A 13916-nucleotide genomic window follows, 5' to 3' on the forward strand; every position below is an offset into this window, starting at 1 on the left:
TCTGAGATCAAAGCGCGCGCATTTGCCCTTGATCGGCGGGGAGAGCGCCTCCGGCGGACGCCGGCGCGGCGGGGGCGGCGGGGAGAGCGCCTCCGGCGGACGCCGACGCGGCGGGGGCGGCGGGGGCGGCGGGGAGGGCGCCTCCGGCGGACGCCGACGCGCCGGGGGTGGGGGTGCGGCGCTCTGGGAGGATCAGAGGGGTGCCGGTTCGGGGGTGGGGTAGCACCTCGACCGGGTGGTTGTAGACGCTGGTCAGCGCCTCCCCCGTCAGGACATCCCGCGGTGGACCGTCCGCCACGATCTGGCCGCCGGCGAGGAGGACGACGCGGTCGGCGTAGGCGGCGGCTAGGCCCAGGTCGTGGAGGACCGCTACCACCGCGTCACCCGCTTGGGCGCGGTCGCGGGCGACGCTCAGTACCAGCTCCTGGTGGCGCAGGTCGAGAGCGGCGGTCGGCTCGTCCAAAAGCAGGATGGGCGTACGCTGCGCGAGCACCCGGGCCAGCGCCGTGCGGGCCTGTTCGCCGCCGGACAGCGCCCGGAAGGGCCGGGCGGCGAACGCCTTCACGTCGGTGTCGCGCATGGCCGTGGCGACCGCCTCGGCGTCCTGCGCCTCCAGCGGGGTGCCGGCCCAGGGCGCACGCCCCATCGCCACCACGTCCGCCACTGTGAACGGGAACGCGAGCGTGGTGTGCTGCGGCAGCATCGCGCGGCGGCGGGCCAGGTCGACGGGTTTCCACGCGTCCAAGAGTGCGCCGTCCAGCTCGATCGTGCCCTCGGCCGGGGCCAGGTCGCCACAGACGGCGGCGAGCAATGTGGACTTGCCGGCGCCGTTGGGCCCGACGAGGGCCAGCAGTTCGCCGGCGCGCACATCGAGGTCCACATCGGACAGTACCGCCGTCTGTCCACGCCGGACGGCCAAGCCGCGTACCCGGATCGCTACCGCGCCGGGCGATGGCCGCACCGGTGCCTGGAAGCGTCTCATCCCCAGCCTCCCGCGCTGTTCCGGGCGCGCCGCAGCAGCCAGAAGAAGCAGGGCCCACCCACGACGGCGGTCAGCACGCCGAGCGGCAGCTCCTGGTAGTCGACGAGGGTCCGGGCCGCCAGGTCGGCCACGACCACCACGATCGCGCCAGCGAGGGCGCTGGCCGGCAGCAGCGTCCGGTGTCCCGGGCCGGCCACCATGCGCACCAGGTGCGGCACCACCAGGCCGATGAAGCTGATAACGCCGGTGAAGGCCACCGCGGACGCGGCGAGCAGCGCGGTCACGCCGATCATGCCGATCCGCAACCGTTCAACGTGGACACCCAGGTGCCGCGCCGGCCGGTCGCCGAGCGAGAGCAGGTCGAGGCGGCGCGCGGTGGCCAGCGCGACGGCGATGCCGGCCGCCGCGCACGGCAGCGTGGTCGCCACGCTCGCCCAGGTGGCCTGCGCGAGGCTGCCGAGCTGCCAGAAGGCGATGGCGCGCACCGCGTCGGCGTCGCCGAAGAACATCACCAGGCCGATCAGGGCACCGGCCACCGCGTTGACCGCGATGCCGGTCAGGACCAGCGTGACGACCTCGGTACGCCCGCCGGAGCGCGACGTCGTGTAGACCAGGAACGCCGCCGCGAGCCCACCCATGAACGCGGCGCCGGCCACCGTCCAACCGCCCAGTGTGGACACTCCGGTCACGATGGCGGTGGCGGCACCCACGGCGGCGCCCGACGAGACGCCGATGATGCCCGGCTCAGCGAGCGGGTTGCCGAAGACGCCCTGCATCAGCGCGCCCGCGCAGCCGAGCGCGGCCCCGACGACGATGGCGAGCACCACGCGCGGGAAACGTACGACCCACAACGCGTTCTCACCCTGCGGGGCGCTGGGCATCGGTCCAATGTCGAGTCCCGCGCGGTGCAGCAGCGAGCCGAGTACCTCGGCCGGCGGCACCCGCACCTGGCCGGTACCGGCGGCGACCAGAGCCAGCAGCACGAGCGTGGCGCCGAGGCCCACGAGGAGCGCGGGACGCCTCACGAACAGGTTCCGTGCACAGCCGTCGCGAGCGCTTGGACGGCGCGCCCGGTGCGGGCGCCAAAGTTGAGCAGGAGCCCGTCGTCCATGTCGACGATCCGCCGCTGCTGGCCGGCCGGCGTCTGCGCCACTCCGGGCAGCTTCAGCAGGCCGTCGACGCCACCGACCGATTCCAGCCCTTCGGACATGACGAGGATAACGTCGGGTGCGGCGTTGATGAGCCCCTCGCTCGTGAGTGGACGGAACTTCTCCAGCCCGATCTCGGTACCCGCGTCGACGGCACCGATGGCGCGGATCATGTCGTCGGAGCCCGCGCCCTTGCCAGCCATGAGGAACACACCGGCGGTGCCGCGTACGTAAAGGAACGCGACGCGCGGCGGTTTGCCCCCGGTCGGCGCGTTCGCGCGCGCCTCGGCGATCTCGGCGTCGACCCGGGCGACGAGCTTCTCCCCCGCGGCCGGCACGCCGAGAGCCGCGGCGATCGCGCGGATGTGCCGGGGTACGGCGGCGAGCGTCTGCTCGTCGTCGATGAGCACGACGGGGATGCCGGAACCGCGCAACTGGTTGAGGACCTCGGGCGGGCCGATGCTGCCGTCGGCGAGCACGACGCTCGGGTTGAGCCTGAGGATCGCCTCGCCGGACAGGTCGTGCCCGGCGGGCGTGACGAGCGGGAGGTGCGAGGCGACGCCGAACGTCGTCGACGTGTCCCGCCCGACCACGCGCCCGCCGAGCCCGAGGCTGAAGACGATCTCGGCGATCGAGCCGTACAGGTTGACCGGCAGGATGCGCCTGGCATCGTCCACTGTGACCTGTTTGCCGTCTGCGGACGGCACGGTGACGGGAAGGGTGCTGCCCGGGTCCGCGCCGATCGGCGTGACCTCGGTGTCGGCGACGACGACGGTAGCGGGGCCGCACGTCGTGGGCCCGCTGCTCGCGGCCGGCGCCGCGCCGCATCCGGAGACCAGAAGCACGAGTGCTGCCAGGCCCCGCATCGAGGTGGGGGCCAGCTTCACGAGCGCGTCCTTCGCCGCCAGGCACGCAGCCCAAGGAGTACCGCGAGCGCGGCGAGCAGCGCGACGACGGTACCGGTCCACCAGCGGCCGACGGAGGAGCTTTCGCTGACCCGCGTCACCTCCACTGTAGGCGCGGCAGAGGTCGGGGCCGGCCCACCGGTGGTCGCGGGTGCCACAGCAGGGGCCGATGTGGACGGTACCGGTGCGGGCGCGGTGGGTGATGGAGCCGCCGGCGTAGTGCGAGGCGGCGCCGCGGCGGTGGTCTTCGGAGGCACGGCCACCGCCGCGAATGTGACAGGTATCCGCACGTCCTGTGACCTGTCACCGCTGCGCGTGTGGTCGTTGCGGGTCACCACGGCGCACCTGCGCTTGGTGCAGTCGATGTCGCCGATCTTCGGCGTCACCTTGATCTGTACTCGGAACGAGCCGCCCGCACCGTACGGGACGGCCAGCCCTTCGCCGTACGAGGGCGGGTTTGACGAGATCCAGTGCGAGGCGCCCAGGCTGCCGGTGGTATCGGCGCCTCCCCCGCACGGGGTAGGCACCGCCCCGGCACCGTTGTCGACGCAGAACGCCACGTAGATGCCCTTGTTCACGTCGTAGCCGGAGCCGGTGACCGTGACCGTCTCGCCGGCCCGGGCCAGCCCGCTGGACTTGTTGACGGTCAGTTTCTGACCGCCGGACACGCGCGCGGCGGTGTCGGCGTACGCGGTGCCTGGTACGAGGCAGGCGGCGGTAGCGGCAGCGCCGACGGCCAGCGCGAGTGATCGAAGCATAGTTAGCCTAACCTAAGTCGATCATCACGAACGCGCAAGCGGGTGAACGATGGATTCTCGAAAAAGTTAGGCGAGGCTAACCTGGCTTCCGCATGTCCACATCCAGGAAGGACCAGAACAGAATGGACAGACGCAGTGCCGGTGGCATCTCCCGGCAGCCGCTGCGCTGGGCCGCGGCCGTCGCCCTGGGCGCAGCCGCTTCGATAGCCGTCGTGGCACCCGCCTCGGCGGCACCCGCGAGCGTCACGAGCGGCGCGCTCGACTGGGGTTTCAAGGCCTCGTTCCGCGCGTACGTGCAGACCGGCAACGGCACCCCGCCGATCGCGGTCTCGAACGGCGCCACCCGCAACGCCGACGGCACCTTCAAGTTCCCGGCGACGGGCGGAACGTACGACGCGGCCACCGGGGCGACCACCGTCCACTATGGCGGGACCGTGGTCTTCTCGTACCCGGCGCACTTTTTCTCCATCACGCTGGCCAACCCCGCCGTGGTGGTGGACGGCGCGGGTGGCTCGCTGCTCGCCGACGTCGACCTGGAGACCAGCGGCGGCGGCTTCGAGCCGGTGCACGTCGACCAGGCGCAGATCGCGACCCTCGGCACGGCGGGCGCGAGCCCGGCGGTATCCGGTGACACGGTGACCTGGACGAACCTGGTCACCACGATGACCGAGACCGGCGCCGCCGCGTTCGCTGGCTTCTACGGCGCCGGAACGGTGCTGGACCCGCTGTCGTTCGCGTTCACCGCGCCGGCCGCGCAGTCGGGCCCGGCGGTCACCGTGACACCGGCGTCCGGTGTGGACCCCACGGGAGCCACGCTCACCGTCACCGGTTCGGGCTTCAACCCGGCCGGCGCCGGCGTCTACGTGGTCTTCGGCCCCAAGCGCGACGACTACTGGGCCAACGCGGCGTACTACCAGTCGGCCAAGTGGGTACGGGCCGGCGGGGCGGACCCGCTCAACGCCGACGGCACCTTCAGTACGACGCTGTCGGTCAGCGCCACCTACACCGACGGCACCGGCGCCGCGGTGGACTGCCGGACGGTCCAGTGCTACGTGCTCACGTTCGCGGCGCACGGGTCGGCCGACAGGTCGCAGGACACGTCGACGCCGATCGCGTTCCAGAGCCCGGGCGGGGCCAACGGCGGCACCGCCGAGCAGGAGATCACCACGCGGGTACTGGCCACCGGGCCGCTGACGCTCACCTCGACCGGTGCGGCCGTGGCGCTGTCCGCGGCGACGCCGGGCGCGGTGGCGAGCGGCGACCTGAACGCGGTGGCCGTCAAGGATCTGCGGGGCACCAACGCGGGTTGGAGCGTCGTCGGCCAGGTGGAACAGTTCACCAGCGGGCTCGGCGGCACCATCGCTGCCGACAACCTCGGCTGGACGCCGACCGCGACGGTGGTCGGAGACGGGCTCAACGGCGCCGACGGCACCGTCACCGCCGGCGGCGTGGCCCAGCCCGGCTCGGGCCTCGGCACCGCCCGTACCCTGTGCGGCGCCGCCGCCGGGGCGAGCGCCGGCGAGTTCCGGTGTGGAGCGCGCCTCGACCTGGGCGTGCCGGCGGCAACCGCCCCGGGCGACTACACCGCCACCCTGACCCTCACTCTCTCCTGAGCGATGGTCCTATCCAAGCGCTGGGGCGCCGCGGTCGCGATCGCGTTGGCGGTCGTGGCCGCGGTGCCCCTCGTGGGCGCCACCGCCGCGTCCGCCGACGACGGCTTCACCTGGGCGGTACAACCCTCCAGTAAGGACGGTCCCACCGGGCGGGCGTACTTCGTCTACGAGGCCGCCCCTGGACAGCGCGTCGACGACCGGGTCGCCATCACCAACCTGGGCACGGCCAGCATGACGTTCGCCGTGTACGGCGCCGACGCGTTCACCACCGCCGACGGCAGCTTCACCCTCCAGCCGGCCAGCCAGCCACCGGTCGGCGCGGGCGCGTGGGTCGCCTTCGAGGCGCGGACCTACGAGGTGCCCGCCGGCCGGCGGGTGGTCATCCCGTTCCGGCTCACCGTCCCCGCCAACGCCACCCCCGGCGACCATGCGGGTGGCGTCGTGGTCTCGGTCGCACAGGCACAGGAAAGCGGCGGCCAGCGGGTCAATGTGGACCGCCGGGTCGCGGCCCGCGTGTACCTGCGCGTAGCCGGTCCGACGCGGCCCGCCGTGGCCGTCGAGGCGATGAAGGTCGGGTACGACAACCCGCTCAACCCCGTAGGCACGGCACCCGTCGTGGTCAGCTATCGGCTGCGCAACACCGGAAACGTACGGCTGAGCGGCACCGCCCGCGCCCGGGTCACCGCTCCCTTTGGGTTGCGGCTCGCCGCCTCTGACGGCGCGCCGGTGCCCGAGCTGCTGCCGGGCTCCGCCATCACCATCACCGAGCAGTTCAACGGGATCGTGCCGGCCGGCCACCTCGACGTCCGGGTCGACGTCGAATCCACCACGGTGGACGGTGCGCTGCCGGCGGTCACCCGCAGCAGCGGCGTGTGGGCCGTGCCCTGGGCATGGGTGTTCCTTTTCGTCGCCGTGGCCGGCTGGTTCGCCGTTCGCCGCTGGCGGGCGCGCGCGAGGCGGCGCCGCGCCGCATGAGCATTCCACTGTGTACCTTGGCCGCGGCGCTGGCGTTCGCATCGCCGGCCGTCAGCGTCGACCGCGCACAGGCGGCGCCCGGTGAGCGGCTGCTCGTGCGACTGGCCGGGTGGCCCGCCGGCAGCGTGACCATCGAGCTGTGCGGGCCGGCCGGGTGCGCCGTCGACGCGGGGGCGCAGACCTACGTGCCCCGCTCCGGCGCGGGCGGCGCCCCGCTGGCGGTCACCGCACCGCCCGGCGGCTGCCCGTGCGTGGTACGCGTGCGGAGCCTGGACGGCGCCGCGACCGCTACGGCACCGGTCGACATCGCGGGCGCGACCGCCGCGACCGCTTCAGCAATGAGCGGCATCAGCGACCCCGTTCTCGCCACTGTGGACATTGAGGAAGACGCCTGGCTGGGTTGGCCCACCCGCCGCACCCTCGTGCTACGGCTGCGCAACGACGGCACGTCCCCCGCACCGGTCACCCTCTCCGTGACCGCCGGACGGGGCACCGCGCCCACCGGCTTCGTACCCGCGCCCAGGCAGCCCGACCTCGCGCCCGGTGAGGCCCGCACCGTGCGGGTACCGGTCGACGTCCCCCTGTTCGCCCTCGGGAGGTACACCGTCGCGGGCGAGGTCACCGGTGCCGGCGGCACCACCCGGTTCACCGCGTCCACTGGCACGTACCCATGGGTCCTCCCCGGCCTGCTGGGCCTGCTCGTCGCTGCGCTTGCTGCGAGAGAAATCCGATACAGAAAGAAAGGCACGACGCCGTGAAGAAGAGACGCGCGCTACTGGCGGTCGCGCTCACCGCTGTGGTGGCATTCCCCGGCACCGCCTCCGCCGCCGGCGAGGTCACCGGAACGGGACCGGAAGGCCAGCAGCTGACCGTCTCGAAGACCGTGCTGGACCCGGCCGGCGAGAAGATCCGGGTCACCGGTTCCGGGTACGACACGAAGAAGAGCATCTACGTAGCGGTGTGCCAGGACAACGGCGACGGCCGGCTGCCCACCCCGTGCGCGGGCGGCGCCGACACCAGCGGCGAGTCGGAGTCGATGAAGTGGATCGGCACCGACCCGTACGGCAGCGGGCTCGCCATCCCGTGGGGCGAGGGCGGCACGTTCGACGTCGAGATCGTCGTCCGGGCACAGACCGAGGGCCTCGACTGCACCCGGCTCACCTGCGCTGTCGTGTCCAGAGTGGACCACCGGAACAGTGCCGACCGCTCGCAGGACGTCCGCATCCCGCTCAGTTTCACCACGACACCGCCGGGCCCCGGTGAGGGCGAGGGCGGTGTCGAGCCCGGCACCGTCAAGGTCAAGGAGACCGGGGTGCTCCAGGTGCCGGACGGCCCGTCACCGGTGCTGCTACACCCCGAGTCCGGCACGCTCTACGTGGGCGCGATCCTGGGCACCGGCAAGGGCGGCGTGTACGCCCTCGACCCGGCCACGGGCGCGCAGCTCGGCCACGTCACCGACGTCAACCTCGGCGCCACGGTGCGCAAGAACGCCAAGGTGAACTACCTCATCGGCCCGGCGCCCGGTGACGGCGTGTACTTCGCGGCCGGTGCGATCCTCGGGTACGTGCGCAAGGGCGACACCCAGGCGGTCGGGCTCAACGCCGTGCTGGCGCGCGGGATCCGGGGCGCCGCGCCCGGGCTGACCTCGGACACCGTGTTCGTCTCCCGGGCGGACGGCACCGTCGAGGAGGCGAAATACGCCAACGGTGTGTGGGAGACCACCCGCTCGGTACCGATCGGCGACAGTGGACCGCTCACTGTGGACACCGCGACGAAGACCATCTGGGTCGGCACCGCGTTCGACACGCTGACCAAGGTCGACGCGACCACGTTCAGCGCCAGTACCGTCGAGATCGAGACCGGCAGCACCGAAGGGCCGTCGGCGATCGCGGCCGACCCCAAGCGCGGGCGGCTCGTGCTCACCGCCAACCTGCCGGCCGCGGTGGTGGTCGTGCACGCCGGCACCGGCGCGGTCCTGAAGAAGCTGGCCGGTGACCCGGAGCGCCCGCCGAGCAGGGTGTACCTGGACCCGAACGGCGATGTCCTGTACGTGCTGGAGCCCGGCCATCCCGAGTCGCGGGTGACGCTCTACGACGCCGACACCCTGGAGCCGCTCACCGACCCGCTGGCCGCACCGTCCAATGTGCACGGCTTGGCCGCCAGGCCCGGCGGTGGTGAGTTCTTCGTCAGCAACAACGTCGAGAACACCGTGTCCCGCTTCATCAAGCAGGTCTCGCCCGCGGTGGCGACCCACCCGGTCGACCGCGAGACGCGGGCCGGCGACCCGGTGTCGTTCACGGCGGCCGGTACCGGTGATCCGGCGCCCACCGTGCGCTGGCAGGTCAGCCCGGACGGCGGCCAGACCTGGCAGGACGTGGCCGGCGAGACGAAGACGACGCTGACGTTCACGGCGCGGTCCACACAGGACGGTTACCGGTACCGGGTGGCCTTCACCAACGCGCTGGGCACCACCCGCTCGACGGCGGCGGCTCTCACCATCAAGAAGGAGCCGACGCCCACACCCACCGCGACTCCCACCGCGACTCCCACCGCGACACCCACCCCCACAGGGCCGTACGGGACCGGGAGGGGCACCGGTCCAGGCGGGCAGAAGCTCACCGTCACGCCCGTCAACGGCCTCGCCGTCACCGGGCAGAAGGTGACGGTCACCGGCAGCGGATACGACGAGTCCAAGGGCGTCTACGTGGCGTTCTGCGCCTACCAGGGCGCCGGGCAGCTGCCCAGCCCGTGCCTCGGCGGCGTGGACATGAGCGGCGACTCGCACACGTCGGCGTGGATAGCGAACGACGACCCGTACGGCGCGGGCCTCGCCACGCCGTACGGCGCCGGCGGGTCATTCTCGGTCGAGCTGACCCTGGCCGCCAAGGACGGCAACGTCGACTGCTTCACGGTCACGTGCGCGGTCGTCACGCGTGTCGACCACCGTTCGTCGGCGGACCGGTCGCAGGACGTGGCGGTGCGGGTCAGCTTCGTCGGGCAGGACCCGGTCGGCAGCGACAACGGCGGCGTCACGCCGACCCCGTCCGGCGGTGGCGGTGGCGCGCTTCCGCGGACGGGCGTCGGGTTCATCCTGCCGGCGACCGGCATCGGCGTACTGCTCATCGTGCTCGGCGCCGCGGCGGTAGTAGCTACCCGACGCCGCGCACGCGAGGGCTAGGAGGGCCAGCGCCACGATGCCGTCGAGCCAGTAGTGGTTGGCCGTCACCACGACGACCGCCAGCGTCAGCAACGGATGCAGCAGCCAGAGCCAGCGCCACCGGCTCCGGGTCGCCACGATCAGTACGATCGCGACGGCAGCCGCCCAGCCGACGTGCAGCGACGGCATCGCGGCGTACTGGTTGGCGAACGCGTCGGTCGAGCTGCCGTACACGGTCGGCCCCACGGCGTGCCCGGTGTCCACCATGCCGGTCAGCGACAGGAACCGTGGCGGGGACAGCGGCACCAGTACCTGCACGAGGAAGGCGGCCGCGGTCAGCAGGGCGAGGGTGGTGCGCGCCCACCGGTACAGGGCCGGGCGTCGCAGGTATGTCCACAGGAGAACCGCGGCCGTGGCGGGGAAGTGCACGCAGGCGTAGTACAGGTTCGCCGCGCGCACCACCCCGTCGTCGCCGATCACCAGCCGTTGCAGGGCCGCCTCGCTGGGTAGCCGCAGGGCGCGCTCCAGGTCCCACACGTGTACCGCGTTGGCGTACGCGGAGGACAGGTCACCGGCGACGGCCAGCCGGCCCAACTTGTACGCCAGGAAAAGGACCGCGACGAGCAGCAACTCCCGGACGGGCCGTGGTCGTGCGTTCATGGCGGTCCTTTCCCGACGGACGTGGGGGTCAGGCCGAGGCGCGTTCCAGGACGCGATCGGACTCCGGTGCGTCGTCGAGCTGGTGGCGCAGCTTCTCGCCTTCGACGTCGACATTGGGCAGGAGCTTGTCGAGCCAGCGGGGCAGCCACCACGCGGCCTTGCCCAGCAGCGTCATCACCGCCGGCACGATCGTCATCCGGACGATGATCGCGTCGAACAGCACCGCCACGCCCAGCGCGAACCCGATCGACTTGATGATCGAGTCAGGGGCGAGGATGAACCCGGCGAAGACGCTGATCATGATAATCGCCGCCGCCGTCACGACCCGTGCCCCATGCCCGAAGCCGGTGACGACCGCCTCCCGCGCGTCGATGCCGTGCACGTAGTCTTCGCGCATCCGGGTCACCAGGAAGACCTGGTAGTCCATCGCGAGGCCGAACACGATGCCAATCAGGATGATCGGCAGGAAGCTGATGATCGGCCCAGTCTGTTCGACGCCGAGCAGGTCAGCGGCCCAGCCCCACTGGAACACCGCCACCACCGCGCCGAACGTGGCCACGATGCTGAGCAGGAACCCGGCGGTGGCCTTCAGCGGCACCAGCACCGACCGGAACACCAGCATCAGCAACAGGAACGCGAGGCCCACGACGACACCCAGGTACGGCACGAGCGCGCTACCGAGCTTCTCCGAGACGTCGATGTTGATGGCGGTCAGGCCGGTGACGTTGACGTTCGCGCCCGGTACCGTGCCGTCGAGCTGGCGGATGTCGCGTACCAGATCCTCCGTCGCCGCGTCGCTCGGCCCGCTCTTGGGAATCACCGTCAGCAGCGCGGTGTCGCCGGCCTGGTTGAGGGTCGCCGGGGTGACAGCCGCCACGTCGGCCAGCCCCTGGATCTCCCCCGCGACCTGGTCCGCGGCCGCCTTGACCTGTCCCGCGGTCCCGTCCACGACGACGGTCAGCGGCGCGTTGAAGCCCTTGCCGAAGCCTTGCGACACCAGGTCGTAGGCCTTGCGCTGCGTCGTGTCCGGCGCGGCCGTGCCGTCGTCCGGCATGCCCAGGCGCAGGTCGAGCGCGGGAAGCGCGACCACGCCGAGCCCGACCACCGCGACCAGCAGCACGAGCACCGGCCGGCGGGCGACGCCGCGCGCCCAGCGGGTGCCGAAGTTCGTGCCGTCGGCCTCCGGGTCGCGGCCGGCACGGCCACGCTTGCCGAGGATGCGCGAGCCCGCGAAGCCGAGCATGGCCGGCAGCAGCGTCAGCGCGATGATCACAGCCAGTGCGACGGTGATCGCGGCGCCCAGGCCCATCTGTGTGAGGAACGGCACGCCCACCACGGACAGCGCCGCGAGCGCGATCACGACGGTGAGGCCGGCGAAGACGACAGCGGATCCGGCGGTACCGGCGGCACGCCCTGCGGCCTCCTCACCCTCGCGGCCCAGGGCCAGCTCATGCCGGTACCGGGACACGATGAACAGCGCGTAGTCGATGGCGACCGCCAGACCGAGCATCAGGGCGAGCGTCGGTGTGGTCGACGACAGGTCGATGAACCCGGTCGCGGCGGTGATCAGGCCAAGGCCGATAGCGATACCGAAGATCGCGGTCAGCAGCGGCAGCCCGGCGGCTATCAGCGAGCCGAACGTGATCACCAGGACCACGGCCGCGACCAGCACACCGATCACCTCGGCGAGGCCCTGCTCGGTCTGTACCTGGAGCGCGTCACCACCCACCTCGACGCTCAGGCCGCTGGCACGGGCCTGATCGACGATGCTCGTGAGCTCGTCGCGCGCCTGCTCGGTCAGCTCCTGCGCCTGTACCTGGTAGGTGGCCTGCGCGAAGCCGACGGTGCCGGCCTGGTTGACGGCGCCCGACTGGAACGGATCGGCCACCGACGCGACCTGCGGCGCCTGCTTGAGCTCGGCGACCACCTGCTCGACGGCCGCCTTGTTCGCCGGGTCGGCGAGCGTCTGTCCCTCCGGTGCAGCGAACACCACCCGTGCCGTCGCCCCACCGGCGGACGCCTGCGGGAACCGCTCCTGGAGCAGGTCGATGGCTTGCTGCGACGCGGTACCGGGGATGCGGAACGAGTCGTCGGTCGACCCGGACAGCGTGCCCGCGGCGGTCAGCGTGCCCGCGAGCACGGCGAGCCACAGCCCGAGCACCAACCATCGGCGCCGGAACGCGAACCGGCCCATCCTGTAGAGGAACGACGCCATCGAGATCTCCTGTTTCTGGACGTACGGGATCGACCGGCCACCGGTCGGTGGGCGGCTTTCGTTATGGGGCGGGGCTAGGACTCGCCCAGCGGAATGCCCGCGCGGAGCTCCATGAGGCACCGGCGAATGAGGTCGGCGATCGAGACGTCTGTTTCCGACTGCGCCCACGCCAGGGCGGCGGTGCGCATCGCGACGCCCAGGGCCGCGGCCAGCAACCGCGGCGACAGGTCGTACCGGTGATCGGTGCCGGTGCGTTCGGCGATCACGGCGGCGAAGAGCTCCTGGCTGTGCTCGAACGCGACCAGGTGCTGCGCGAACATCGCCGGGTCACGCAGGATCGCGTGCATCAGCAGAAGCAGGTCGCGCGACTCCCCCAACAAGCCGGCGACCATATCCGGCAGCACCTCGATGAGCGAGTCCCAGACCGGCTCGCCGGCAGGGCGGGCCCGCAGTGCGTCGGCGATGGACCCCGCACGGCGCACGAGGCCGTACAGGATCGCCTCCTCACGGCTGGCGAAGTAGTTACGGAACGTACGCGGCGAGACGTCGACCGCCTCCGCGACGGTCTCCGGTGTCACCGCCTGAAGGCCGTGCTCGATCATCAGCGACCACGCCGCGTGGCTCAGCGCCGCGCGCGTCGCCTGCTTCTTGCGCTCCCGCAGGCTCACTTCCGAGGTCATGCCACCGACTATCCCCGCTTTCTTTCCCGTCCGGCAAGTTTTCCCGCTGGGAAAGATCGTGGGAAACGTCACTCCCTCGTGCGACGATGAGGCCGTGCTCGATCACATCTCGATCCAGTGCGTCGACGTGGCGGCCAGCGCCGCCTTCTACGACGCCGTCCTCGCGCCCCTCGGCGGGCAGCGCGTGCTCGACTTCGGCGACGTCATCGGATACGGCGTGCCGCCCCAGCCGGTCTTCTGGATCGGCCCGCACAGCACCGGCACCGGCTTCCGCGAGTCGCACATCGCGTTCGCGGCACCGGACCGGGCGGCGGTGCGCGAGTTCTTCCGGATCGCCGTGGAGTCCGGCGCCGAGCCGCTCCACGAGCCCCGCGAGTGGCCCGAGTACCACCCGGGCTACTACGGCGCCTTCGTCCGAGACCCCGACGGCAACAACGTCGAGGCCGTAAGCCACACCCCCGAGTAACCCGCCCGCCTCGCAGCCGCCCGCGGGCCGCGCGCCCTCGCGCTCCCCGCGCCCCTCCCCGCGCCCTCTCCGGCGCCGATCAAGGGCGAATGCACGTGGTTTGATCTCAAAACCGCGTGCGTTCGCCCTTGATCCATGCGATCTTCCTTGATCGACGCGCGCCACGATCAGCGCCTCGCGCAAGAGCGCGACCGGAGCCGGCCCGCGACGTCCCGGAGGCAGGCGGGTGCTGGCCGCCCCAGCCTGGGCGCCTTCCGGCGCCACCCGGCCCACGTCCGCCGATCAAGGCCATCCTCATCGATCAAGGCCGAATGCACGTGGTTTTGAGATCAAACCACGTGCATTCGGCCTTGATCG

Annotated in this window: 11 protein-coding genes; 4 read left to right on the forward strand and 7 right to left on the reverse strand. The window is 72.1% G+C overall.

Annotated elements, in window-relative coordinates; translation table 11 throughout:
• Positions 1-7: 7 nt before the first annotated feature.
• The 4 genes from QMG73_RS11265 to QMG73_RS11280 are packed head-to-tail and all read right to left on the reverse strand — an operon-like array spanning position 8 to position 3793.
• Positions 8-982 (reverse strand): heme ABC transporter ATP-binding protein, encoded by a 975-nt coding sequence (locus tag QMG73_RS11265; RefSeq protein ID WP_281894331.1) that lies wholly within the window; start codon positions 980-982, stop codon positions 8-10.
• Complete coding sequence (locus QMG73_RS11270) at positions 979-2007, reverse strand: FecCD family ABC transporter permease (RefSeq protein ID WP_281894332.1); 1029 nt, start codon at positions 2005-2007, stop codon at positions 979-981. Before QMG73_RS11270 ends, QMG73_RS11265 begins: the two co-directional genes overlap by 4 nt.
• Entirely contained in the window at positions 2004-3017 is a 1014-nt protein-coding gene (locus tag QMG73_RS11275) for a heme/hemin ABC transporter substrate-binding protein (RefSeq protein WP_281894335.1), read from the reverse strand. The genes QMG73_RS11270 and QMG73_RS11275 overlap by 4 nt, the downstream gene beginning before the upstream one ends.
• Positions 3014-3793 carry a hypothetical protein gene (locus QMG73_RS11280; protein ID WP_281894337.1) on the reverse strand — a complete coding sequence of 260 codons (780 nt, stop codon included), beginning with the start codon at positions 3791-3793 and terminating at the stop codon, positions 3014-3016. Before QMG73_RS11280 ends, QMG73_RS11275 begins: the two co-directional genes overlap by 4 nt.
• A gap of 122 nt (positions 3794-3915) precedes the next feature.
• Here QMG73_RS11280 and QMG73_RS11285 point away from each other — a divergent pair, with 122 nt between their 5' ends.
• From QMG73_RS11285 to QMG73_RS11295, 3 genes are read left to right on the forward strand one after another with little or no spacing between them, the layout of a single operon-like run.
• Complete coding sequence (locus QMG73_RS11285; protein ID WP_281894339.1) at positions 3916-5406, forward strand: HtaA domain-containing protein; 1491 nt, start codon at positions 3916-3918, stop codon at positions 5404-5406.
• A gap of 3 nt (positions 5407-5409) precedes the next feature.
• Positions 5410-6381, forward strand: coding sequence for a WxL protein peptidoglycan domain-containing protein (locus QMG73_RS11290; protein ID WP_281894341.1), 972 nt, complete (start codon positions 5410-5412; stop codon positions 6379-6381).
• A complete protein-coding gene (locus QMG73_RS11295) occupies positions 6378-7139 on the forward strand; it encodes a hypothetical protein (RefSeq protein WP_281894343.1) in 762 nt (253 codons plus the stop codon). Before QMG73_RS11290 ends, QMG73_RS11295 begins: the two co-directional genes overlap by 4 nt.
• A 2096-nt stretch (positions 7140-9235) precedes the next feature.
• Here QMG73_RS11295 and QMG73_RS11300 read toward each other — a convergent pair.
• The 3 genes from QMG73_RS11300 to QMG73_RS11310 all read right to left on the reverse strand — a co-directional run bounded on the left by QMG73_RS11300 (position 9236) and on the right by QMG73_RS11310 (position 13093).
• Positions 9236-10198, reverse strand: a complete 963-nt coding sequence (locus QMG73_RS11300) for a phosphatase PAP2 family protein (RefSeq protein WP_281894345.1) — start codon at positions 10196-10198, stop codon at positions 9236-9238.
• Between the two features lie 28 nt (positions 10199-10226).
• Positions 10227-12413, reverse strand: coding sequence for an MMPL family transporter (locus tag QMG73_RS11305; protein ID WP_281894347.1), 2187 nt, complete (start codon positions 12411-12413; stop codon positions 10227-10229).
• Positions 12414-12487: 74 nt separating this feature from the next.
• Positions 12488-13093: a TetR/AcrR family transcriptional regulator gene (locus tag QMG73_RS11310; RefSeq protein WP_281894349.1), complete on the reverse strand. Its 606-nt coding sequence runs from the start codon at positions 13091-13093 to the stop codon at positions 12488-12490.
• A 94-nt stretch (positions 13094-13187) separates the two neighbouring features.
• On the opposite strand from QMG73_RS11310, the gene QMG73_RS11315 reads away from it, so the two are divergent.
• Positions 13188-13559, forward strand: coding sequence for a VOC family protein (locus tag QMG73_RS11315; protein WP_281894351.1), 372 nt, complete (start codon positions 13188-13190; stop codon positions 13557-13559).
• The last annotated feature ends 357 nt before the right edge of the window (positions 13560-13916 follow it).

Origin of the sequence: Phytohabitans aurantiacus (genome assembly GCF_027923225.1) — a bacterium.
Classification (GTDB): domain Bacteria; phylum Actinomycetota; class Actinomycetes; order Mycobacteriales; family Micromonosporaceae; genus Phytohabitans; species Phytohabitans aurantiacus.